The organism is Aromatoleum petrolei (assembly GCF_017894385.1).
Lineage (GTDB): Bacteria > Pseudomonadota > Gammaproteobacteria > Burkholderiales > Rhodocyclaceae > Aromatoleum > Aromatoleum petrolei.
Genome location: NZ_CP059560.1, coordinates 2,253,755 through 2,277,872, shown reverse-complemented (window position 1 = coordinate 2,277,872; position 24,118 = coordinate 2,253,755). Strand labels below are relative to the sequence as shown.

Annotated in this window: 17 protein-coding genes; 8 read left to right on the top strand and 9 right to left on the bottom strand. The window is 63.2% G+C overall.

Annotation, left to right across the window (positions count from 1 at the left end; genetic code table 11):
• Positions 1-14 precede the first annotated feature (14 nt).
• Together ToN1_RS10400 and ToN1_RS10395 are read left to right on the top strand one after the other, a co-directional pair.
• Positions 15-4,688 carry a glutamate synthase-related protein gene (locus tag ToN1_RS10400; protein ID WP_169207357.1) on the top strand — a complete coding sequence of 1,558 codons (4,674 nt, stop codon included), beginning with the start codon at positions 15-17 and terminating at the stop codon, positions 4,686-4,688.
• A gap of 3 nt (positions 4,689-4,691) precedes the next feature.
• The gene (locus tag ToN1_RS10395) at positions 4,692-6,155 is read left to right on the top strand and encodes a glutamate synthase subunit beta (RefSeq protein ID WP_169207356.1); all 1,464 of its coding nucleotides are present in this window, start codon (positions 4,692-4,694) and stop codon (positions 6,153-6,155) included.
• A 200-nt stretch (positions 6,156-6,355) separates the two neighbouring features.
• On the opposite strand, the gene ToN1_RS10390 is transcribed toward ToN1_RS10395, so the two are convergent.
• Entirely contained in the window at positions 6,356-7,540 is a 1,185-nt protein-coding gene (locus ToN1_RS10390) for an acetate/propionate family kinase (RefSeq protein WP_169207355.1), read from the bottom strand.
• The gene (locus ToN1_RS10385) at positions 7,537-8,949 is read right to left on the bottom strand and encodes a bifunctional enoyl-CoA hydratase/phosphate acetyltransferase (protein ID WP_169207354.1); all 1,413 of its coding nucleotides are present in this window, start codon (positions 8,947-8,949) and stop codon (positions 7,537-7,539) included. Before ToN1_RS10385 ends, ToN1_RS10390 begins: the two co-directional genes overlap by 4 nt.
• A gap of 193 nt (positions 8,950-9,142) precedes the next feature.
• On the opposite strand from ToN1_RS10385, the gene glmU reads away from it, so the two are divergent.
• The 3 genes from glmU to ToN1_RS10370 all read left to right on the top strand — a co-directional run bounded on the left by glmU (position 9,143) and on the right by ToN1_RS10370 (position 13,617).
• Entirely contained in the window at positions 9,143-10,501 is a 1,359-nt protein-coding gene (glmU, locus tag ToN1_RS10380; RefSeq protein WP_169207353.1) for a bifunctional UDP-N-acetylglucosamine diphosphorylase/glucosamine-1-phosphate N-acetyltransferase GlmU, read from the top strand.
• A gap of 15 nt (positions 10,502-10,516) precedes the next feature.
• The gene (gene glmS, locus ToN1_RS10375) at positions 10,517-12,343 is read left to right on the top strand and encodes a glutamine--fructose-6-phosphate transaminase (isomerizing) (RefSeq protein WP_169207352.1); all 1,827 of its coding nucleotides are present in this window, start codon (positions 10,517-10,519) and stop codon (positions 12,341-12,343) included.
• A 647-nt stretch (positions 12,344-12,990) separates the two neighbouring features.
• Positions 12,991-13,617: a hypothetical protein gene (locus ToN1_RS10370; RefSeq protein ID WP_169207351.1), complete on the top strand. Its 627-nt coding sequence runs from the start codon at positions 12,991-12,993 to the stop codon at positions 13,615-13,617.
• Positions 13,618-14,063: 446 nt separating this feature from the next.
• On the opposite strand, the gene ToN1_RS10365 is transcribed toward ToN1_RS10370, so the two are convergent.
• From ToN1_RS10365 to ToN1_RS10350, 4 genes are all read right to left on the bottom strand, one after another.
• On the bottom strand, positions 14,064-14,309 hold the full coding sequence (locus tag ToN1_RS10365; protein ID WP_169207350.1) for a hypothetical protein: 246 nt from the start codon (positions 14,307-14,309) through the stop codon (positions 14,064-14,066).
• 397 nt (positions 14,310-14,706) lie between these two features.
• Positions 14,707-15,105, bottom strand: coding sequence for a hypothetical protein (locus ToN1_RS10360; RefSeq protein WP_169207349.1), 399 nt, complete (start codon positions 15,103-15,105; stop codon positions 14,707-14,709).
• Complete coding sequence (locus ToN1_RS10355) at positions 15,102-15,791, bottom strand: hypothetical protein (protein WP_169207348.1); 690 nt, start codon at positions 15,789-15,791, stop codon at positions 15,102-15,104. The genes ToN1_RS10360 and ToN1_RS10355 overlap by 4 nt, the downstream gene beginning before the upstream one ends.
• Positions 15,792-16,591: 800 nt before the next feature.
• Positions 16,592-17,338 (bottom strand): SAM-dependent methyltransferase, encoded by a 747-nt coding sequence (locus ToN1_RS10350; RefSeq protein WP_169207347.1) that lies wholly within the window; start codon positions 17,336-17,338, stop codon positions 16,592-16,594.
• 315 nt (positions 17,339-17,653) lie between these two features.
• Between ToN1_RS10350 and ToN1_RS10345 the strand changes: the two genes are divergently transcribed.
• Both ToN1_RS10345 and ToN1_RS10340 read left to right on the top strand, forming a co-directional pair.
• On the top strand, positions 17,654-18,223 hold the full coding sequence (locus ToN1_RS10345; protein ID WP_244861020.1) for a tyrosine-type recombinase/integrase: 570 nt from the start codon (positions 17,654-17,656) through the stop codon (positions 18,221-18,223).
• Between the two features lie 297 nt (positions 18,224-18,520).
• Positions 18,521-18,937, top strand: coding sequence for a cupin domain-containing protein (locus tag ToN1_RS10340; RefSeq protein WP_169207346.1), 417 nt, complete (start codon positions 18,521-18,523; stop codon positions 18,935-18,937).
• A gap of 220 nt (positions 18,938-19,157) precedes the next feature.
• On the opposite strand, the gene ToN1_RS10335 is transcribed toward ToN1_RS10340, so the two are convergent.
• From ToN1_RS10335 to ToN1_RS10325, 3 genes are all read right to left on the bottom strand, one after another.
• Positions 19,158-19,346: a hypothetical protein gene (locus ToN1_RS10335; RefSeq protein ID WP_169207345.1), complete on the bottom strand. Its 189-nt coding sequence runs from the start codon at positions 19,344-19,346 to the stop codon at positions 19,158-19,160.
• Positions 19,347-20,445: 1,099 nt separating this feature from the next.
• A complete protein-coding gene (locus tag ToN1_RS10330; protein ID WP_169207344.1) occupies positions 20,446-22,032 on the bottom strand; it encodes a SagB/ThcOx family dehydrogenase in 1,587 nt (528 codons plus the stop codon).
• An 88-nt stretch (positions 22,033-22,120) separates the two neighbouring features.
• Positions 22,121-22,279 (bottom strand): hypothetical protein, encoded by a 159-nt coding sequence (locus ToN1_RS10325; RefSeq protein ID WP_169207343.1) that lies wholly within the window; start codon positions 22,277-22,279, stop codon positions 22,121-22,123.
• Between the two features lie 510 nt (positions 22,280-22,789).
• Between ToN1_RS10325 and ToN1_RS10320 the strand changes: the two genes are divergently transcribed.
• A complete protein-coding gene (locus tag ToN1_RS10320) occupies positions 22,790-24,055 on the top strand; it encodes a DcaP family trimeric outer membrane transporter (protein WP_169207342.1) in 1,266 nt (421 codons plus the stop codon).
• The last annotated feature ends 63 nt before the right edge of the window (positions 24,056-24,118 follow it).

Genomic DNA, 24,118 nt, shown 5'->3' with positions numbered 1-24,118 from the left:
CGAGGAAGAACGTGATGGATCTCCCCCAGAAGCAGGGTCTGTACGACCCGACCAATGAACATGACGCCTGTGGTGTGGGTTTTGTTGCCCACATCAAGGGCGTCAAGAGTCATGCAATCATCAGTCAGGGGCTTGAGATTCTGAAGAATCTCGACCACCGGGGCGCGGTCGGCGCGGACGAGCTGCAGGGCGACGGGGCGGGGATCCTGATCCAGATTCCGGATGCGCTGTACCGCGAAGAAATGGCGAAGCAGGGCATCGGCCTCCCGCCGGCGGGTGAGTACGGTGTGGGTATGGTGTTCCTGCCCAAGGAGCAGGCCTCGCGCCTTGCGTGTGAGGAAGAGATCGGCCGCGCCGTGCGCGCGGAAGGCCAAGTGGTGCTCGGCTGGCGCGATGTCCCGGTGAATCGCGACATGCCCATGTCGCCGGCCGTGAAGACCAAGGAGCCGGTCATGCGCCAGGTCTTCATCGGCCGTGGCCCGACCGTGACCGTGACCGACGCGCTCGAGCGCAAGCTGTACGTGATCCGTCGCCGCGCCGCGAACGCGATCAATGACTTGCGGCTCAAGCACGGCAAGGAATTCTACATGGTGTCGATGTCGGCCCGCACCGTCAACTACAAGGGCCTGCTGCTCGCCACTCAGGTCGGCGAGTACTACTGCGACCTCGCGGATGCGCGCGCGGTTTCGGCGCTTGCGCTGGTGCACCAGCGCTTCTCGACCAACACCTTCCCGAAGTGGGACCTGGCTCATCCGTTCCGCTACATCGCCCACAACGGCGAAATCAACACGCTGCGCGGCAACTACAACTGGATGCGCGCGCGCGAGAAGGGTACGCATTCGCCGCTGCTCGGCGATGACCTGCAGAAGATCTGGCCGCTGATCTATCCGGGCCAGTCGGACTCGGCGTCCTTCGACAACGCACTCGAGCTGCTGGTGATGAGCGGCTACTCGCTCGCCCATGCGGTGATGATGATGATCCCCGAGGCGTGGGAATCGCACACGCTGATGGACGAGAAGCGCCGTGCCTTCTACGAGTACCATGCGGCGATGATGGAGCCGTGGGACGGCCCGGCGGCGGTCGCCTTCACCGACGGCCGCCAGATCGGTGCAACGCTCGACCGTAACGGCCTGCGTCCGGCGCGTTACCTCGTTACCGACGACGACCTCGTGGTCATGGCCTCGGAGTCGGGCGTGCTGCCGATCCCCGACGGCAAGATCGTCAAGAAGTGGCGCCTGCAGCCCGGCAAGATGTTCATGATCGACATGGAGCAGGGGCGCATCATCGACGACCGCGAGCTGAAGGAGTCGCTGGCGCAGGCGAAGCCTTATCGCGAATGGATCCGTCGCATCAACATCAAGTTCGACGACCTGCCGGTGCCGGAAGGCGTCGAGGCGGTGCAGCCTGGCGCCTCGCTGCTGGATCGCCAGCAGGCCTTCGGCTACACGCAGGAAGACATCAAGTTCATCCTCGAGCCGATGGGCAAGACCGGCGAGGAAGCGACCGGCTCGATGGGCAACGATTCGCCGCTGGCCGTGCTGTCGGCCAAGGAAAAACCGCTCTACAACTACTTCCGTCAGCTGTTCGCGCAGGTGACGAACCCGCCGATCGACCCGATCCGCGAGCAGCTGGTGATGTCGCTGGTGTCCTTCATCGGCCCGCGCCCGAACCTGCTCGAGATCAACGAGATCAACCCGCCGTATCGCCTCGAGGTGACCCAGCCGGTGCTGGATTTCGACGACATGGCGAAGATCCGCAACATCGCGCGTTACGCCGACAGCCGCTTCCGCTCGGCCGAGCTGGATGCGTGCTACCCGGTCGCCTGGGGCAAGGAAGGCGTCGAGGCGCGCCTGGCGACGCTGTGCGCCGAGGCCGAGGATGCCGTGCTGCAGGGCTACAACATCCTCATCGTGTCGGATCGCAAGATCGACGCCGAGAAGGTCGCGATCCCCGCGCTGCTGGCGACCTCCGCAGTGCATCAGCACCTCGTGTCGAAGGGGCTGCGCACGCGTGCCGGCCTGGTGGTCGAAACGGGTACCGCGCGCGAGGTGCATCACTTCGCGGTGCTCGCGGGCTACGGCGCGGAAGCCGTCCATCCGTACGTCGCGATGGAGACCCTGCGGCAGATCGCAGGCGATGCGGAGGCCGGTGCGAAGGCGATCAAGCATTTCGTCAAGGCCGTCGGCAAGGGGCTCATGAAGGTCATGTCCAAGATGGGCATCTCGACCTACATGTCCTACACCGGCGCGCAGATCTTCGAGGCTGTCGGCCTGAAGCAGTCGCTGTGCGACCGCTACTTCACCGGCACAACCAGCCAAGTCGAGGGCATGGGCGTGTTCGAGGTGATGGAGGAGGTCATCCGCCTGCACCGCAAGGCCTTCAGCAATGACCCCGTGCTGGTCGACATGCTCGACGCGGGCGGCGACTACGCCTACCGCGTGCGCGGCGACGACCACATGTGGACGCCGGAATCGATCGCCAAGCTGCAGCATGCGACGCGCTCGGGCAAGGCCGACACCTACAAGGAATACGCCAAGCTGATCAACGACCAGAGCAAGCGCCACATGACGCTGCGCGGCCTGTTCGAGATCAAGCCTGCCGGTCCTCCGGTGCCGATCGAGGAAGTCGAGCCCGCCAAGGAGATCGTCAAGCGCTTCGCCACCGGCGCGATGTCGCTCGGCTCGATCTCGACCGAGGCGCACACGACGCTGGCCGTGGCGATGAACCGCATCGGCGGCAAGTCGAACACCGGCGAGGGCGGCGAGGACCCGATGCGCTTCAAGCCGATCACGCAGGCAATGCGCCTGTCGCAGATCGTCGGCGAGAACCGCATCGCGCGCGACCTCGAGCTGAAGGCGGGCGACAGCCTGCGTTCGGCGATCAAGCAGGTGGCGTCGGGTCGCTTCGGCGTCACGACCGAATACCTGGTCAATGCCGACCAGATCCAGATCAAGATGGCGCAGGGCGCCAAGCCTGGCGAGGGCGGTCAGCTGCCCGGCCACAAGGTCAGCGAGTACATCGGCTTCCTGCGCCACTCGGTGCCGGGCGTCGGCCTGATCTCGCCGCCGCCGCACCATGACATCTACTCGATCGAGGATCTCGCGCAGCTGATCCACGACCTGAAGAACGCCCAGCCGGCGGCTTCGATCTCGGTCAAGCTGGTGTCGGAGATCGGTGTGGGCACGGTCGCGGCGGGCGTCGCCAAGGCCAAGGCGGATCACGTCGTGATCGCCGGCCACGACGGCGGCACCGGCGCTTCGCCGTGGTCGTCGATCAAGCACGCCGGCAGCCCGTGGGAGTTGGGCCTCGCGGAGACGCAGCAGACCCTGGTGCTCAACAGTCTGCGCAGCCGTATCCGCGTGCAGGTCGATGGCCAGATGAAGACCGGCCGCGACGTCGTCATCGGCGCGCTGCTGGGCGCGGACGAGTTCGGCTTCGCGACCGCGCCGCTGGTCGTCGAAGGTTGCATCATGATGCGCAAGTGCCACCTGAACACCTGCCCGGTCGGCGTCGCGACGCAGGATCCGGAGCTGCGCAAGCGCTTCACCGGCCAGCCCGAGCACGTGGTGAACTACTTCTTCTTCGTGGCCGAGGAAGTGCGCGAGCTGATGGCGCAGATCGGCATCCGCAAGTTCGACGACCTGATCGGCCGGCCCGAGCTGCTGGACATGAAGAAGGGCATCGAGCACTGGAAGGCGCGCGGCCTCGACTACACCCGCATCTTCCACCGTCCGAAGGTTGCCGCGAGTGTGGCCAAGCGTCACGTCGAGACCCAGGACCACTGCCTCGAGAAGGCGCTCGACAACCAGCTCATCGACCTGGCGAAACCCGCCCTGGAGCGCGGCGAGGCGGTGCGCATCGACGTGCCGGTGCGCAACATCAACCGCACGGTCGGTGCGATGCTGTCCGGGCGGGTCGCGGAGAAGTACGGCCATGCCGGCCTGCCCGACGACACGATCCACGTGACCCTGACCGGCACTGCCGGCCAGAGCTTCGGCGCCTTCACGGCGCGCGGGGTGACGCTGGAGCTGGTCGGCGAAGGCAACGACTACGTCGGCAAGGGCCTGTCGGGCGGTCGCGTGATCGTGCGTCCGCAGGCTTCGTTCCGCGGCACCTCGACCGAGAACATCATCATCGGCAACACCGTGCTCTACGGTGCGATCGAGGGTGAGGCCTATTTCTCCGGTGTCGGTGGCGAGCGCTTCGCCGTGCGCAACTCCGGCGCCACGGCGGTCGTCGAGGGTGTGGGCGACCACGGCTGCGAGTACATGACCGGCGGCACGGTCGTCGTGCTGGGCCAGACCGGACGCAACTTCGCGGCCGGCATGTCGGGCGGTGTCGCCTACGTGCTGGACGAGGACGGTACCTTCGAGCAGCGCTGCAACATGGCGCAGGTTGCGCTGGAGCCGGTGCCGGAAGAGATCGAGGCGCGCAAGGGCTCGGAGTCGGGCGACGACCTCGAGTCGCACGGCCGTGTCGACATCAACCACCTCGAGATGGGCGACGAGCTCATCCTGAAGGGGCTGATCGAGCGTCACGCCCGCTACACGGGCAGCCCGCGTGCCCGCGAGATTATCGAGAACTGGACCGCCTGGCGCTGCAAATTCGTCAAGGTGATGCCGCATGAATACCGTCGCGCGCTGGCCGAAATGGCCGCGCAGAAGCAGAAGCAACTGGAGGCCGCATAAAAAATGGGCAAGCCCACAGGATTTCTGGAGTATCAGCGTCTGTCGGAGGCCTACGAGCCGGTTGCGGAGCGCCTGAAGAAGTACAAGGAGTTCATCCTGCGTCTGACCGACGAAGAGGCGGCGGTGCAGGGCGCGCGCTGCATGGATTGCGGCATCCCCTTCTGCAACAACGGCTGTCCGGTCAATAACATCATTCCGGACTGGAATGATCTCGTGTATCGCAACCAGTGGAAGGAGGCGATCGAGGTCCTGCACTCGACCAACAATTTTCCCGAGTTCACCGGCCGCATCTGCCCCGCGCCATGCGAGGCGGCATGCACCCTGAACATCAATGCCGATGCGGTCGGAATCAAGTCGATCGAGCATGCGATCATCGACAAGGCGTGGGAAGAGGGCTGGGTGCAGCCCCGTTCGGCTACCGCAAAGACCGGCAAGAAGGTCGCCGTCGTCGGCTCCGGCCCCGCGGGCCTCGCCGCAGCGCAGCAGTTGGCGCGCGTCGGCCACGACGTGACGGTGTTCGAGAAGAACACGCGTATTGGCGGCCTGCTGCGCTACGGCATCCCCGACTTCAAGATGGAGAAGGGGCTGATCGATCGGCGCATGGCGCAGATGGAAGCCGAGGGCGTGCGCTTCCGCACCGGCGTGATCGTCGGAGCCGATACGACCGCGCCCGGCATCGCCAATGACGCGAAGGAATTCGTCGGCGCGGAGGCGCTGCAGAAGGAATTCGACGCGGTGATCCTCGCTGCGGGTTCGGAAGTGCCGCGCGATCTGCCGGTTCCGGGCCGCGAGCTGGGCGGGGTGCATTTCGCGCTGGAGTTCCTCATTCCGCAGAACAAGGCGGTGGCCGGCGACGGCCCGAACCCGATCTCGGCGGAAGGCAAGCACGTCGTCGTGATCGGCGGCGGCGATACCGGTTCCGACTGTGTGGGCACGTCGAACCGCCACGGCGCGGCGAGCGTGACCCAGTTCGAGCTGATGCCGATGCCGCCGGAGCAGGAGGACAAGGCGCTGACTTGGCCGTACTGGCCGATCAAGCTGCGCACGTCCTCGTCGCACGAGGAAGGCTGCGAGCGCGACTTCGCCGTTGCGACCAAGGAATTCTTCGGCAAGGACGGCAAGGTGACCGGCCTGAAAGCGGTGCGGCTCGAGTGGAAGGACGGCCGCATGTCGGAGATCGCGGGGTCGGAATTCGACGTGAAGGCCGATCTGGTGTTCTTCGCGATGGGCTTCACGAACCCGCTGGGCAAGCTGCTCGAGGCCTTCGGCGTGGAGAAGGATGCGCGCGGCAATGCCAAGGCGACAACTGACGGTGCCGGGTGCTATGCCACCAGCGCGCCGAAGGTGTTTGCTGCCGGCGACGTGCGCCGCGGCCAGTCGCTGGTCGTGTGGGCGATCCGCGAGGGGCGTCAATGCGCGCGTGAGGTCGATCAGTTCCTCATGGGTGAAAGCGTCCTGCCCCGCTGAACGCCGCGGACCGCCCAGGGGCGGGGAGTGGACGACTGCGGGCCGACCGGCCCGCAGGGCGCGAAGGCCGTCAGTGCGCGCGCGAGGTGGATCAATTCCTCATGGGCGAGACGGTCCTGCCGCGCTGAGCCGTTTTCGGCGGACGAAATGAACAAAGGGCGACCCGCGGGTCGCCCTTTTTCGTTGCTGCCTTCAGGTGATCAGTGCGCGAGGCGTTCCAGCGTGTAGCGGGCGATCATGCCTTCCTCGTTGGTCGGCACGACGGCCACGGCGACGCGGCTCGCCGGGGCGTCGATGCGCAGCGCGTGTGCGTCGTTCGCTTCCGGGTCGATGGCGACGCCCAGCCAGGCGGAGAGCTTCGCGACCTGGGCGCGCACCGGCGCGGCGTGTTCGCCGATGCCGCCGGTGAACACCAGTGCGTCCAGACCGCCAGCGGCGGCCGCGAGCGAGCCGATTTCACGGGCGATGCGGTAGCAGAAGAGATCCACCGCTTCCCGTGCCGCGCGGGCGTCCGATGCGAGCAGGGTGCGCATGTCCTGGCTGATGCCGGAGACGCCGAGCAGGCCGGACTCCTTGTACAGCAGATTCGTCAGCGCCTTGGCGTTCATGCCCTTCTGTTCCATCAGGTAGAGCAGCACGCCGGGGTCGAGGCTGCCGGTGCGCGTGCCCATCATCAGGCCTTCGACGGCGGTGAAGCCCATCGTCGTGGCGACGCTCTTGCCTTCGCGCATCGCGCACATCGACGCGCCGTTGCCCAAATGGGCGATCAGCACGGCGCCGTTCGCGCGTTCGCCGATCACGTCCGGGAGCTTGCGCGCAACGTAATCGTAGGACAGGCCATGGAAGCCGTAGCGCTTGACTCCCTCGGCGCTGATCGCGCGCGGCAGGGCGAAGGCCTGGGCCAGCGGGGATTGCGTGCGATGGAAGGCGGTGTCGAAGCAGCCGACCTGCGGAATCTCGGGGATCAGGGCCGCGACGGCGCGCACCGCGCGCAGGTTGTGCGGCTGGTGCAGCGGAGCGAGCGGGATGAAGCCTTCGAGGTCGCGCAGGACCGACTCGTTGAGCACCACGGGCGCGCTGTGGAGCTCGCCGCCGTGCACAATGCGGTGGCCCGCGGCGACGATGTCGAGGTCGGGATTGTGGGCACTGAGCCAGCGGAACAGGTGGTTGAGCGCGTCCTTGTGCTGTTCGCCCTGGCTGCCGCCGGTCAGCACGGGTTCGTGGTAGCGATGGCCTGCCGCGTCCTTGGCGGACAGCAGCGGCGTGGCGCCGATGCCTTCGATCTGTCCGGACAGCGCCGGGCTGTGGGCGAGCTCCGGTTCGATCGCGAAAAGCGCGAACTTGAGGCTGCTGGAGCCGGCGTTGATGACGAGTACAGCCTTCATGCGAGCCGCGCCTCGCGCTTCTTGTGCGCCATGAGTTGCACGATCGCGCACGAGGCGGCGCGCGTTTCGGCGGTGTCGGCGCGGCTGGTGAGCACGATGGGCACGCGTGCGCCGAGCACGACGCCGGCCATCAGCGCGTTGGCGAGATACTCGAGCTGCTTGGCCACCATGTTGCCCGATTCGAGGTCGGGCACGACGAGAATGTCCGCGTTGCCCGCGACCAGCGAGCGGATGCCCTTGGTCTTGGCGGCGACGAGCGAGACGGCGTTGTCGAAGGCGAGCGGACCATCGAGCAGGCCGCCCTTGATCTGGCCGCGGTCGGCCATCTTGCACAGCGCGGCGGCGTCGATGGTGGAGCGGATCTTCGAGGTGACCGTCTCGACCGCCGACAGGATCGCGACCTTGGGTTCGGGCAGGCCCATGACATGGGCGAGGTCGATCGCGTTCTGGATGATGTCGACCTTGTCCTCGAGGGTGGGCTCGATGTTGATCGCAGCGTCGGTGATCAACAGCGGGTGCGGGTAGGTCGGCACGTCGGCGAGGAAGACGTGGCTGATGCGGCGCGCGGTGCGCAGTCCGCCCGCCTTCGACACGACCGCGCCCATCAGTTCGTCGGTGTGCAGCGAGCCCTTCATCAGTGCCTCGACCTGCCCTTCGCGGGCGAGCGTCACGGCCGTCTCGGCCGCTTCATGGCTATGGGCGACGTCGATGATGCGCGCGCCGTGCAGGTCGATGCCTTCCTGCTCGGCGATCGCGCGGATCTTCATTTCGGGGCCGACCAGCACCGGAATGACGAGGCCCGCTTGTGCGGCCTGGATCGGGCCGCGCAGCGACTCGGCGTCGCAGGGGTGGGCGACGGCGATCGGGATCGGCGCCATGCCCGCCGTGATGGACAGCAGGTGGCCGTAGCGCAGTTCGCGGTCGGAGATCGTGACTTCGGGGAGGTGTACGCGTGCGCGCTTGATCTTCTCGGTGGGCGCCTGCACCTCGGCGACGCCGTCGATGACTTTCAGGCCGTCCTGGTTGAGCGCGAGGCAGTCGAACACCATGTGATGGTTGTGTTCGAACTTCTCGCGGCAGGTAACGGTGATCGTCAGCGTGTCGCCGATCGTGATCGGGCGGTGGAAATTGAGTCCCTGGGACACATAGACGGTGCCCGGGCCGGGGAATTCGGTGCCGAGGATGGTGGAGATCAGCGTGCTGCCCCACATGCTGTGGCCGACGATTTCGCGGAACTGGCTGGAGCGCGCGAATTCGGGATCGACGTGGGTCGGATTCACGTCGCCGGACATGACGGCGAAGAGGTGGATGTCGTCCGGCCGCAGGGTGCGGACGAGCTGGGCGCGGTCGCCCACCTGGATCTCGTCGAAGGTGCGGTTCTGGATGAAGTCGGTGACGTTGCGATCCATGGTCGGTGTATTTCCGTTGCGATGCAAAAATTGCATTTTAGGCGCGTTATCAGAGATTTGCCTGATGTGCTGTAAAAACCTGTTTGCGCTGCCGCATCCGTGTCCCATCCGTGCGACAGCGCTGGGTGCGGCACGGGGGCGACCCGGGCCGCATGCTAAAATCGCGCCCTGTTCGAACAGGGACGAGGCTTTCATGGAAGTAGTGATTCTCGCGGCCGGGCAGGGCAAGCGCATGCGTTCGGTATTGCCCAAGGTGCTGCAGCCGATCGCGGGGCGACCGATGCTGGCGCATGTGATCGGGGCCGCCCGGGCGCTGGACGCTTCGCGCATCTGCGTCGTGTTTGGACACGGCGGCGAGGTCGTGCGCGAGCGCCTGCAGGACGCGGCGCTGCGCTGGGCGCGGCAGGAGCCGCAGCTCGGCACGGGGCACGCGGTGCAGCAGGCGCTTCCGGAACTCAGCGACGGCGAGATGGCGCTGGTGCTGTACGGCGACGTGCCGCTGATCGGCGCGCCGACGCTGCGTCGCCTGCGGGCGGCAGCCGGCAGCGGCAAGCTCGCACTGCTGACCGTGGAACTCGACAACCCCACCGGCTACGGACGCATCCTGCGCGACGCCGACGGCAAGGTCACGCGGATCGTCGAGGAGAAGGACGCCAGCGCCGAGCAGCGCCGCGTGCGCGAGGTCAACACCGGCATCCTCGTCGCGCCGGTCGCACGCCTGCGTGACTGGCTCGGGTGCATCGGCAACGACAACGCCCAAGGCGAGTACTACCTGACCGACATCATCGGCCTGGCGGTTGCCGAGGGCGTCGACATCGTCACGGTGAAGCCGGACGCGGTGTGGGAAACGCTGGGCGTGAACAGCAAGCCCCAGCTCGCGGAACTGGAGCGCATCCACCAGCGCAATATCGCCCAGGGCCTGATGGACGCGGGCGTCACGGTGCTCGACCCGGCACGCATCGACGTGCGCGGCGAACTCGAGTGCGGCCGCGACGTCGAGATCGACGTCGGCTGCGTGTTCGAGGGGCGTGTGGAGCTCGGCGACGACGTGCGCATCGGTGCGAACTGCGTGATCCGCAATGCGCGCATCGGCGCGGGCACTCGCGTCGCGCCGTTCTCGCACATCGAGGACACCGTCACCGGACGCGAATGCGTGATCGGTCCGTACGCGCGCACGCGCCCCGGCACGACGCTGGGCGACGACGTGCATCTGGGCAACTTCGTCGAGGTCAAGAACAGCGCGATCGCCGATCACTCGAAGGCCAATCATCTCGCCTATGTCGGCGACGCGGACGTCGGCCAGCGCGTGAACATCGGTGCCGGCACGATCACCTGCAATTACGACGGCGCCAACAAGTTCCGCACCATCATCGAGGACGACGTGTTCATCGGCTCCGACACGCAACTCGTCGCGCCGGTGCGCGTCGGCCGCGGCGCGACGCTCGGTGCCGGCACCACACTGACCAAGGATGCCCCGCCGGAGCAGCTCACCGTGTCGCGGGCCAAGCAGATCACCATCGCCGGCTGGAAGCGGCCGGTGAAGAAGAAGTAAGCCGGAGAAAACACCATGTGCGGCATCGTCACTGCCATCGCGACGAAGAACGTCGTCCCCGTCCTCCTCGAAGGCCTGCGCAAGCTCGAATACCGCGGCTACGACTCCGCCGGCCTGGCCGTGCTCAACGGCGGTCTGCAGCGCGTGCGCGCGGCCGGCCGCGTCGCCGAACTCGCGGCGCGTGCCGACGAACAGAAGCTCGATGCCGGTATCGGCATTGCGCACACGCGCTGGGCGACGCACGGCGTGCCGTCCGAGCGCAACGCGCACCCGCACGTGTCGGCGGGGCTCGCCGTGGTGCATAACGGCATCATCGAGAACTTCGAAGCCATCAAGCAGCGCCTGATGGCCCTAGGCTACGAATTCGTCTCGGAGACCGACACCGAGGCGATCGCCCACCTCATCCACAGCAAGCTCGCGGTGCAGCCGGACCTCTTCGAGGCGGTGCGGCTGGCCACGGGCGAGCTCGTCGGCGCCTACGCGATCGGCGTGATCAGCGAGAGCGACCGCTCGCGCGCGATCGTGTCGCGCCACGGCGCGCCGCTGTTGCTGGGCGTGGGCGAGGACGGCATGTACGCGGCTTCCGATACGGCAGCGCTGCTGCAGGTCACGCGCAAGGTGATTTACCTCGAGGATGGCGACATCGCCGAGCTGCGCCTCGACGGCTACCGCATCGCGCGCCCCGACGGCACGCCCGTCGAGCGCGCGACGCATGTGTCCAGCCTGTCCGCCGACGCGGTCGAACTGGGCCAGTACCGCCACTACATGCAGAAGGAGATCTTCGAGCAGCCGCAGGCGCTGGCGAACACGCTCGAGATCATCGCCGGCGGCGGCTCGGTGACGCCGCAGCTCTTCGGCACCCAGGCGCCCGAGCTGCTGGGCGGGGTCGGGCGCGTGCTGGTGCTCGCGTGCGGCACGAGCTACCACGCCGGCCTCGTCGCGCGTTACTGGATCGAGGCGATCGCGAAGGTGCCGTGCAGCGTCGAGATCGCGAGCGAATATCGTTACCGCGAATCGGTCGCGAATCCGGATACGCTGGTGGTCGTCATCTCGCAGTCGGGCGAGACCGCCGACACGCTCGCCGCGCTCAAGCATGCCAAGGCGCAGGGCATGGCGCGCACGCTGGCGATCTGCAACGTGCCCGAGTCGGCTATCGTGCGCGAGGCCGCGCTGCGCTTCATCACGCGCGCCGGCCCGGAGATCGGCGTCGCCTCGACCAAGGCCTTCACGACGCAGCTCGCGGCCCTGGCGCTGCTGACCCTGTCGCTCGCGAAGCTTGCCGGCCGCCTGCCGGAAGCAGACGAGGCGCGTTATCTCACGGCACTGCGCCATCTGCCGGTCGCCGTGCGGAAGGTGCTCGATCTTGAGCCTGAGATCGAGCACTGGGCGCAGCGCTTTGCCGGCAAGCAGCACGCGCTGTTCCTCGGTCGTGGCCAGCATTGGCCGATCGCGATGGAAGGCGCGCTGAAGCTCAAGGAAATCTCCTACATCCACGCCGAAGCCTACGCGGCGGGCGAACTGAAACACGGCCCGCTGGCGCTCGTCGACAAGGACATGCCGGTGATCGCGGTGGCTCCCGCCGACGAACTGCTGGAGAAGCTCAAGTCGAACCTGCAGGAAGTGCGCGCGCGCGGTGGCGAGCTGTACGTGTTCGCCGACGCCGGCAGCGAGATCCCGCAAAGCGAAGGGGTGCATATCCTGCAGATGCCCGAGCACTACGGCATGCTGTCGCCGGTCCTGCACGTCGTACCGCTACAGCTGCTGTCCTACCATGCGGCCCTGGTGAAGGGCACCGATGTGGATAAGCCGCGTAATCTCGCAAAATCGGTCACGGTGGAGTGATATGACAATGGCATCACCGACTCTTGTTCCTGACAATTAAAGTCGAAAACTCGTCATTAAAGTCGAAAACTGGTCAATAAAGTCGAAAACTGGATTGCTTCATGAAAACGCCCGGCTCGTCCGGGCGTTTTCACTTCTACGTCAGAGGGCTGGGTGATCGGCTGTTGCGGGTCAGTGCCGGCAACTCGGCCTGACCTGACGCTGGCCTGACGGGCGAAGTCAGGCAGCAATGGCCAGTCACCCGCCGTTCGATCGTTAGGCGACGGCGAACGACTGCTTCTTAATCCTGCGAATTGGAACGGCCGACCCGATGCCGTCATTCGTGTCCCCGTTGCTTCGACGGCAGGAATCAGGATCGAGCAGTTCCCGTCCGAAAAACTGGCGGCCCGGCGCAGGCTTGAGCTGACGTTCAGGACCGAATCTCTCCACCGAACCCGGGGAATTGTAGAACGGCCTTGCCTCTTTCTGATGTTCATGCCATATTTAATAAGCACGTGGTTACTGGAGCCGAACCTGGCGGCGGGTTGAAATCCTTTCACGCAGTTGTGTTACGCAGTCAATGCTTATTGCATGGTTTTGCGCTGTTGTTTAATCGCCGCCCGATAGTGCGATTGTTGAAACCAAATCATTGCAACTAAGGATTGATCATGGAAAACACGTACTATCCCCCTCTCTATAAGTCTCTTGCAGACGAGCTTAAGTCCTCGGCTAACGCTACTGGCATCAAGCTTGGTCATCAGCGTAGCCTTGAGCTGATTGCTAAGTTTCATGGCTTCAATAAGTACGCGAGCCTGAGGGAGAATGGACTACTCTCGGGGCTTCGCTACCCGGTTCCGGCCGCAATCGGCATTGACTGGAACGCCGTCAAAGGCGCAATCAGCAGCTATAACGACGAGCTTACCGTTGATGACGAGGGCCCTATTTGCGGCATCCTTTACGAATTGTATTGCGATGAATGCGACCCGCTTCGCTCCTTGAGCAAGCGTTTGGCTCGACGGATCAATGTGACCTGCGACTTCGGCTCGGATAACGACTACGCCGGTACTGTTCTTCTAGACTACGAGGACTGGAAAGCCTGTGGTGACATTGCCAGTCTAGACGCTTTCGTTGATGGCCTGTATCGCTTAGGCCCCTGGCCCAGCATCGCAGCGATCGCGATGTCTAAGCCGGACAGACAGTACGGCGGGCTATATCCGGTGGAACCGGGATCGATCTTAAATATCCTCGCATTCTTGCGCCCTGATGACTGGCCCAGTTTGTTGCAGGGCAAGTAACTGTCCGAAGCGGCCTTAGTCCAAAACGGAACCTATGGGTTCCGTTTTGTTTCATATTTAGCGGGTCATCCCTTGTTCCGGCAACTGAATCGCCCCGGGTTTCTCGTCGACAGTTGTCACGTTTTGAAAGAGCCGGACCCTGTAGTGTTGCAAGCACATCGGCACTCCTTCTAAGCGCTTCCATGCTGGCATATTGCAGCCTTCGGCCGCACACTGAAGGGGCGTGCTCTGTTTTCTCAGTTCCATGCTCACCTCAGTGCCCCTTTTGATCCAAGATCGGAGCTACAACGGCGCAACGCGTGCGCGGTTTTCGAGATATATTAAGGGCTGGCGTAGATTCAACCTCCTTATCCTCTGCGCCCCCTCCTTGCTTAGCTCGTCTTCGCGTGACTCAGCTTGAACGACGGTTACACGAATCTCATTACCCTTCGCACTGACGGTCCAGCTCATGAATGATGACGACCGATCAGGACTGCTGTCTCTGTGGCCTCGATCTGGTCAAAAATGCGGTCGGGCTTGGCGTGCACCCCACAGGATAATGGACCGCGGTCGTCGCACTTCGAACTGCGGTGGTTAGCGGCGATTGCGATCTCGCGAGCCGCAATGTCCGCGTAACCGACATTGCACTCCACGACTACTCGGTGGTCAGGCGGGAATGCCTGCAGCGCCCGTATCAGCTCTTCAACTTTCATACAACGAGCCTCCGATTTCGTTGCCAGCGGGCTTGATTTCGCCCAAGTCGCGACCGAAATGCCTTACAGCGGATTGCTGCTGGTAGCCGTCAGCAGTCCGCTGCATAGCAGGTCGATCCGGTCCCAACTGGTGCCGTCGGCAATAAAAGTCAATCGTTCGCGTGAGCAGGCACGAGCTGACGTGTTCGATCACATCGAGTGCTTCTACAATCCCACGCTAGGTCACTCAACGCTCGGCTATGTCAGGCCGGCAGAGTTCGAGAACGCTCGAAAAGCTTCTGTCGATGTCCGTGAAACCGGCAGCAGCCCACTTGCTTCATTTTCCTCATGCGCTCCAACACGGCAGGCACCGCATCGAGCGACGCCTGCCATTGCCAGAAGCTTTACGCATCACGTGTTACTCGTGATCTCGCAGGTACTCCAGGTAGGAATCACGGTCAGCGACAGGATAGTCCGGTTGTGACTCGCCAGCGTGATCTTCACATTCCCCGGCGTCGTTGATCGCTTCGGACATGAAAACTTTGGGCTCGTGGTTGGCTTCGCAGCACCAGCAGAACCCATATCGGGAGCAACCGCGGGCGCATGCAAGGTGCACATACTCCTCTCTGTCATCCGCAGGGTGAAAGCCCATAACGGGCAGCAGCGGATTATGCACTGGGTTGTGTGATGCACCGCAGATGTGGCACTCCCGCTGCGCATTTTCCTCCGTTGCAACGGCGGCTGTTTGCGTAATATTTTCAGCCGTTACCAAACGCAATGGCACCTGGTGCAACCGGTCTCTGGGATCTTCTGTCATGGCCGCACCTGTTGGCCGCTTCGAGAACAGTCGGGGACGTAGCCTTGTTGCGCGGCGCGATTCATGTACCACTCGTATGCTTTCGCATGCGGCTTAGCGTGATTGGCAAAGTCACCTGTTGCGCTGCGTGTGTGGAACTGCGCAGCCAGCCACGCAGCTTCGCCATCGTGGTATTTGTCAGCCGCAAATTTAAACGAGTTGAGGGCTTCACTCGGATTGCGCCTCACCTTTTCACCCCGCAGCAGCAGCAGTCCCCTGAGCCGAAATGCTTCGCCCAATGCAACCCTTGCGCGTACGTAAACTGGCCATTCCGGCCAAGGGCGCCCAATCACCTTCTCAATCAAATCCATCGCGTGCTGATGGTTTTTCAGCGGCCCTTCGTTCCAGCAGGCCCTTGCCTGCTCCAACAAAGCGTAGGGATCGCCGCATTTCGCGAGTTCCTTCAGCAGCAGGATTCCAGCTTGCCGGTTGGCTGAATGGGCATGTTGGCACAGCTTGCTTGCGATGTGACGAGCGCCGTGTGCGATGACTGGACCGTTTTCAGGGTCAGCCGCACAAAGAGCAGCAATCTGTTGGCATTCCGCCTTCGTCGGAAACAGTTTGTCATTTTCAAACAGTCGACGAAGGGCAATTTCGCCTGGGCACATCTCGCCTGAGCTGGCAGACGATGTCGTGGCTGGATTCATACGGCAGTTTCCTTTTCAAAAGGTCGTGACACAGCCGGTTTTCTGATCTCAGAAAACCCATCGAGCACGAGTCAAATTCGACTCGCAAATCTCGGTCGCTGTGTCCGCTGCCGTTCTTCCTGGCTTCGTGCTGGTCTCGGAGTATGGTACGAGACCAGCCCATCGGGCGGATGAGTTCAACGGCCACCTTGCAAAACTCAGGTTGAACCCCTCGGGTGCATGCAGACGTCATGTTGCTGGCTAGGACACCTCTCAGCGGAGCTGATGGTTACGACGCGCTTCCATGCATGCAGCCCTAGTCTGCCGTACGACGTCGATACTCGTCAAGCGTAACGAAAATCGTGGCGCCGGCGGCTGTGCCACTGGTTGGCTCAAACATTGAACGGAAGGTTTCTCGCTTCCCGAAAGGCAGCTAAGGTCCATTCCGGCTGTAGAGCGGACTTCGGAGCGGACGTAGCAGTCAACTTTCGTGCTACGACCGCTCACTGACATGTTGCTGTCCTTGACGGCAACATACCCTAGCGGCAGGTCAGCTCGCGTAGGCTGTCCGGCGGGTTCCAGAGTGGAGCTGTCGCTTGAACGGCAGCCCTGATGGGTGTCCAGCAGGTCATGGCCGGGACTCCGCGGTCGGGTTGTACCGAAACCCACCGTTCGGCCAGAATTCGTCGAAATAGCAGTTCTGTCATCCTCCAGAGGTCTCGGTTCGAGCCGAAGCGCCTGTGCGTCTTGCTCCAAAGCCGCCGCCAGAATGATCCCGCGCCACCTCAGTCACTAATGCGACGTTGATAGAATCGAAGAAATTACCGCGCCATCAACACGAATACGCCCAAGCCCAGGTATTCACGGGTGAACGTGGCGTAGCGTTCGGGTTCCGAGGTCAGCTTGGCTCGAACATCTGCCGCGAGGTCGTCGTCGGGATTTGCTTCGAGCCATCGGCGCATGGTGAGCCACTTGGCGGCCTCGTACCTGTCCCAGCCGTCTTGGTCTGCCAGAACCATTTCGACGACGTCGTAGCCAAGGTCGCGGAAAGACGCGAGAAGTTTTGGAAGCGTGAGAAAGTCGGACGTCGATCCGGCAAGGCATCCTTGGGCAACGTCGTCCGTTGGCGGCAACTGCAGCCAGTACGGCTCGCCGATGAGGATGAACCCTCCGGTCCGGAGGCTCTCCGCCAGGAGTTCGATGGTGCCGGCGACTCCCCCGCCGATCCACGTGGCACCGAGGCAGGCTGCCACATCGGCCTTTTCGCCGGCGATGTATCCTGCAGCGTCACCGTGGATTAACTCCACCCGATCGGCGACGCCGAGTTCTTTCGCGCGAAGTTTGGCTTGCTCGGTGAACAACTGGCTCAGGTCGATACCGGTGCCGGTGATTCCGTGATCGCGCGCCCAGGTGCACAGCATCTCGCCGGAACCGCTGCCAAGGTCGAGGACACGGGCGCCGGATTCCAGGCGCAACGCCGCACCGAGAGTGGCAAGCTTTTCGGGGGTGAACGGATTATGGATGCGGTGAGCACTTTCCGTGATGTTGAAGATTCGTGGAATGTCCACTGCAGAAACTCCTTACAGGTGTGAACGGATCCGGCACGCTACTGACAATAGGCACTTGTGCTGGCTTCCCATAAAGCTCACGCGACCGCCGGATCATCGAACATCGTGGGGCATCGTCAATGGGTGTCTCGCGAGCGCTCCAATGAATATTCCATATGAAGCGCCATGGCCGCTTCTGGCCGACAGCACGAGTTGACCGTCCGTCCCTGTGAGCGGTCTGATGCTCGGCGGTCTTCAATCAGATTCCGATCAACAGTCAAGGAGTCTGAAATGGAATCCTACGAGCATCGTCAACCCTAGAACAAGGGAAAACTGGTGGGGCAGAAGGCGCGCCTGAAACCCAGGGACATATGGGCGATCCGCATTCACCTGCAGAACGCCCACCATGTTCGCGATCTTGCGATGTTCAATCTGGTCATCGACAGCAAGCTGCGGGGATGCGACCTCGTCGCCCTGCGAGTTCGGGACGTCACGCACGGGAATCAAGTACTGTCGCGCACCGCGGTCATCCAGAGAAAGACGCAGAGGCCGGTTCAGTTCGAGCTGACGGAGCCGACGCGAACCACGGTGGCGAAGTGGATCGAAACGGCAACGCTGAAGCCGGAGGACTTCCTGTTTCCAAGCCGTCTGCATGACTCGCCGCATGTATACACCCGGCAGTACGCAAGGATCGTCGAACAATGGGTGATGGCGGCGGGTCTGGATCCTGCCGCCTACGGGACGCATTCGATGCGCCGGAGGAAGGTGACGCTGATCTACAAGCGGACGAGGAACCTGCGGGCCGTCCAACTCCTGCTAGGCCACTCCAAACTGGAGTCGACAGTCCGGTACCTTGGCATCGAGGTCGATGATGCCTTAGAGATCTCAGAGCAGATCGAGATCTGACCGTGACGGCGACCGCGCGCCGAAAGCCTTTCGATCGTCGGGCGGCCGCTTCTGGGTGACACCCCGGGGAGGGACGTATCGGCCACAACTGGCCGGTGACCGTTACATTTCAATTGTCTGCCGGAGGCGCTCGTCTATGCTGAGAACAATAGCCCGACGGGGATCCTTGTCGCACATTTCTGGACCGTCGGGCCGTTGACGCTCCGCCCGCCGCCAAACTCTTGGATCAATAGAATGCGGGTGGCCGCGGCGGGTAGCTGAGACGGCATTCCCGTAAGCTCTTCCAGGAGACTAAGCATGCGCACTACCGCCGCAAAGAATGTGGGTAGCGTCGTCCGTGGCTCAGATAGTTACATGAGCAAACAAGGGTCTGTGTACGCACCAGGGATTAGTGCAGAGACGGTTGGCTCCACGGCTGTCTTTCTCGGTATGGTCACGATTCCACCGGAGGGCCGAACGCGGGCGCATCTCCATGAGTTCCACGAATCTGCGTTCTATTTACTCAGCGGCGAGGAAGTAGAGTTGTTCACCGGGGATCGACTTGAACACAGGGCGCTTGCGCATCCAGGTGACTACCTATTTATCCCGGCCAAGGTCCCGCATATTGCTGTTAATCGCGGCAAAACGCCGGCCGTCTTTATTGGCGTCCGTAATGAGCCAACCGCGCAGGAAAGCGTGGTCATGCTTCCGGAGCTAGACGCGCTAGTACCGTGATCGGACAGGACCGGTACGGCGGCTTTCCGGTGATGAATCAAAAGAGTTGTTGGTCGCCATCCGACCCACAGGAGACATTCGTTGACTTGGCTCCTAACGGCAGTTTTTTGAGTTAGTCGGCCTATCACGCCAGCCTGAAACCTTCTCGGCTGACCTGCCATAGGCATTGTTGTCGCCATGCGGTGGCGGTGCGTCGGATACGCGCTCGGGTTCGCGTCTTCTAGTTGCTCGGCAAGGCCTTGTCGCTATTATCTATGCTATCAAGCTTCTCTTTTTTTTCCTGCCAGCACATCAATACTAAAAATGCGTAGGCCAATATAAGCAATGGGAGAAAAATATGTGCGCCGCGATTATGGCGAACCAACCCTTCCGGCCTCGCGTACATATAAACGCCTGTGTCGTAGGACATTCCGTCTCTTGCCGGGCTATCAAGAAACTCGTATGCGAGTACACCGAAGGAGCTGTTGAAGTATACCCGTACGTGGTCGCCCGTCGTCAGACGCGGCGAGAAGGGGAATCCGCAAAGTATGAGTTGGGTTTTGAATCCGCAATGTACTTGTCGTGAACCAAACCCTCCATCAATAAAGTAATGAGGCGCCAACAGCCTGCTCTTTCCTGAGCGCACTTCGCCTTCTTGCCTCCAAGTTCCGTCAAGAATCTCTAATGCTTCCTTTGGTGGAACGCCTCTCACGTAATAAGTGAGCAGTGGGCTCAGGAGGTATGAATATAAAATCGATAGGAAAATTAGTGTTATCCAACAAGGCAGCGGATTTATATTCGGGTGCCCCTTCAAAGCGAGTGCCTGCAGTAGGCGCCGAGTGATTGTCAATTTGCGCTCCAAAGCATCTTTCACTGGATATTGCTGCAAGCAACGCCGATACATTCAGGCTACCCGTGATCAACGTGATGCGGCGAGGACGTTGAGGCGGGGGCGACTCTCTGAAAGCGGTACAGCATTAGTCTCCCGGTCAGATAGGCGCCTTGGGTAGCTGCTGCAGGCGCATGCATAATATACCATTGGAATCAATCAGTAAATGCAAAGAAAAGCATTGTGGGCTGTCTTAGGGCACTTACTTAACATCAATAGCAGGGCGGATTACAGGTACCCGAGGGGGGCGCCCCGTCGGATCAAGTAACGTGACGAGGTTGTCTGGCCGGTTTCAGAATAAGTTGTCGTTCTATCAGCGCCAGTGTCGGAATGATGACTGTCCGGTTCTGGCCGGGTGCGTCAGATCACGAACGGCAGCTTCGTGGTAGCGAAACTAACGGAAGCTCAGCATGCCCGAACGGCAGCTTCAGGGAAATCCGGATGACTGCTTGGGGCCGAGAGTTCGCGTTCGGCGGTTAGCGAAGCCGCCGTTCGAACCTTCTCAAGGCTCAACGGCAGGTGACCGAATCATTGCGGACCAACACTGCCCGCGAGCTCAAGGGCGGCATTGGCCGACCTGCTGTCGCTGCCGGCAACGGATTGAGGCTGAAACGAGGGCGATGGGGTACCGTCGTCGCGTTTAGGGCGTGGCGTCTCGCTCAAGAAACGCATAACCGGACACACTGCTCAGTCGCCCGTCGACGAGGGCCTTGCCAACCGTGAAGTGGTAGAGATCCTGAAAGCGCTCGGTGTTGAGTCCGAGTGCCTCGTGCACTGCGTCGTCGAAGTAACAGCCGATGCCGGTACCTTGGACGCCGGCCGCTTCGGCTTCGAGATAAAGCACTTGGCCGAGCATGCCGGCCTCCCAGAATCGCTGGCGGTAAAGCCACGGGTGGGCGGCGTCGATGTCGTCGAAACGGGCCAGCATGCCGAGGCTAAATGCCGAATCGGCGGCGATGTCCTGATGGCAGGAGGCGGTGGTCGCAAAGTTGCGAGCGTCCAACGGTACCAGCAGGTATAAGGGCAGGTGTTCGGGGCAGCCCGGAACGCTTGCCCAGAGCCAGTCTTCGCGCATGGCGGCGCGCAGGTCGGCGAGCGCGCCGGGTGCCCGGGGCAGGCAGTAGATGCCGGGGTCGAGGCCATCGACACGATGCACGAAGAGCACAGGATGCACGCAGGGGGTTTCGTCCAGCACTGTCCAGGGCGGAATCGCCGCGCGAGGGAGCAAGGCGTCGAGCATGCGATAGAAGCGCTGTGCGCTGATCGTGGTGATGCCGTCGAAGGCCTGGGCGGAACGGCGTTCGCGAATCAGCCTGGTGACTGCGGCGCTGGACGCCGGCGCCAATGGTGGCAAGGGCGCCAGTGCGATGACCGGGGCGGCCATGCGTGCCGCCTTGCGGGTGGCCGCCGCCACCATCGGGATGTCGGGCCAGTCGCGATGTGCCGGGCTGAGCGCGTTGGCATGCCCCGCCCAGTGGGCGTTGGCGAGCATCGCGCGCACGCTTGCCGGATCGGGTGCCGCGCCGGGGCCGATCCACAGCAGGGCTTCCGGCGCTTCCGCCTCGGCGACGGAAAAATTCTCGGTTCGGTCGAGGCCGGTGAGGGTGGTGATGTCGTCGTCGCTCCATTCGGTCATCAGGCGCGTGGGCCAGCCGAAGATCGCTGCGGCGTAGGCGAGCGCAGCAAGGGCGTGGCCGCAATCGTGCTGGCAGTAGCGGAATGCGCGCATGCCGTATTTCCAGGCTTCGCGCCAGTGGATGCCAGTGAGCGCCACCAGCACGCCACCCGAAAACGTGAGCGGTGCCGCCGCGCGCTGTTCGAGGCCATGCCGGTCGGGGCGGTAGTGATAGACGCCGGCGGGGAGTCCAGGCAGATCCGGACAGACAAGGTAGCCCTCGGTCGGGTGGAGGTTGCCGCTGGACGGGTTGCAGCGCAGGGCCCAGCGATTTCCGCCGTAGGACTTCCAGGCCGACAAACCGAGCGACAGTTGCAGCAGCTGCGCCAGATTCTCCACGGTCATCGCCTGCGATGACCGACCGCTTGGGGCGAACAGGTCGTCCCAGCGCACCGGCAGTTCGTCCTTTAGCAGGGGCAGATCGAGCTGCGGGGCGCCGTCGAAGCGACGAAAGGGATCGGGCTGCGTGTCCCAGTCGAGATTGCCAGGGCCGGGCGCGTAGCGGTGGAGGTGGTGTTTGGAGCGTTCGTGGTAGCTGCGAATCGGATCCATGACGGCGGCGCGAACTCAATCGGAGTGGGGGAATACGCTACACGGATTCCGCCTCGCGTGCCGCATTGGGCGAGATTTCACGGTCGGGCTATGAAGCGCCCGGCTCGCGGCCAGTGAGCAAGGCATCAAGCTGGGTGCGACCACGTGCGATGGCGGTGTCCAGTTTCATCGCGCTGAGAAACGGGCTGACGCTGGCGTCGTCTTGCAGCGCGAACAGCGTGAGCTCACCGGTTCGGTAAGCTGCCATTCACGTTGTTTCACAGCTCAACGGCAGGTGACCGACGCATTGCCGCCCGAGTCTGGCAAGGCACACAAGGTCGGCATTGGCCGAGAAGGGGAAAGTTGAAAGCGCGCCGCTCGCTCCACAGTTCGATCAGCCATCAATACGTACCGGTGGTAATGTCAATCGAATGAGGGTAGGGGCGGCGCTCCAAAATCGGGTTGTCCGCCAGAGAGACAATCCTGCCGGGGCCGGGAAAGGCTGCCGAGTCCCTAAGGGCGCAGGCGGGGCGCGAGCTGGTTAGCCTCTCGCATTTGCCATCCGAATGCCAAGGCTCCTACGCCAGTGCAAAGAAATATCGCGTACTAGGATATTTCGATTCCCGCTGCAGCCTTCGTAGTCTTGCTCACGACGGCAGCACACCTCCTATTAGGTTTGAAAACCACGTTTTTAAGTGGCATGGATGTGTGCGCCTGTCTCCTGATGGCGCCCCGTGAGAAGGGCGTCGCAATTTCAAACAGTGGAGTGAGGCAGACGATGAAACATGTACTTGCCGGCGTTGCCGCCGCACTGGCAGTGAGCCCCGCGTTCGCGCAGGACAATTCGATCGAGGCGCTGCGCGAGCAACTCAATCGCCTGCAGGCGCGCATCGACCAAATCGAGAAATCCGGCCGCGAAGGGGAGGCGGCCCTGAAGGCGGGCAATGTCGTCACTGGCGGCGACACTCCCGGCAGCTTCAAGCTGCCGGGCTCGAAGACCTCGGTGCAGATCGGCGGCTACCTCAAGCTCGATGCGATCTATGACCGCGACCAGGATCTGGGCGACACGCTCTTCGTCGACGGATTGTCCACCAGCGGCAGTTCCAAGGACGGCCATTTCCGAATGCACGCGCGCGAGTCGCGCCTGTTCGTGAAGACTACGACCGCGACCGACATGGGGTCGCTACGTACCCACCTCGAAGCCGACTTCTTCGGCGCCGGCGGCAACGAGCTGTTCTCCAACTCGCGCAACTTCCGCATCCGCCACGCCTACGGCGAGCTGGGCGGCGTGCTCGCGGGCCAGACTTGGTCGAACTTCATGCACTTCGCGGCCTATCCGGCGACCGTCGACTTTGATGGGCCGGTCGGCGTCAGCTTTCTGCGCCAGGCCCAGCTGCGCTATACGCTGCCGCTCGGTGCGGGCAGCCTGTCGTTCTCGGCCGAGAACCCGGAAGGCACGGGCTTCGCCGACGCGAAGGATACGGCGCCGGATCTGACGGCGCGCTACAGCTGGAGCGGCGACAAGGCGGCACTCGAGGCCGGCGCGGTGCTGCGCCGCCTCGCCTATGACGACGGCGCGAACGACGATGCGGTGACCGGCTACGGCCTGATGCTTGCCGGCAACGTTGCCCTCGGTGCGGCGACGCGGCTGATGGGTGGCGTGATCTGGGGTGACGGCGTCGGCCGCTACGTGTATTCCGCGAGCGGCGAGTCCGACGGATCGGCGGGTATCGGCGCGGCCTACATCAAGGCCGACGGCTCGCTCGAGACGATCCGCGCGCGCGGATTCAACGTCGCGCTCACGCACGACTGGACCAGCCGGTTCAGCTCCTCGCTGTCCTACGGCCAGGTGCGCGGCGATCGCCCCGAGGCCTTGTTCCCGACCTCGACGCGCAAGCTCGAGAGCATCCACTTCAGCCACTTCTATAAGCTGTCCGAGCCAGTCACGCTGGCGTTCGAGGTCTCGCGCGCGGCCAAGGAGACGCAGGACGGCGAATCGGCGCGCGCGCTGCGCTTCCAAGCCGCGGCGAAGTACGCGTTCTGATTGCGCGTGTCGCCCTCAGCGCCGCCGCGATTGCCGTGGCGGCGCATTTTGTGGACCCTCGCG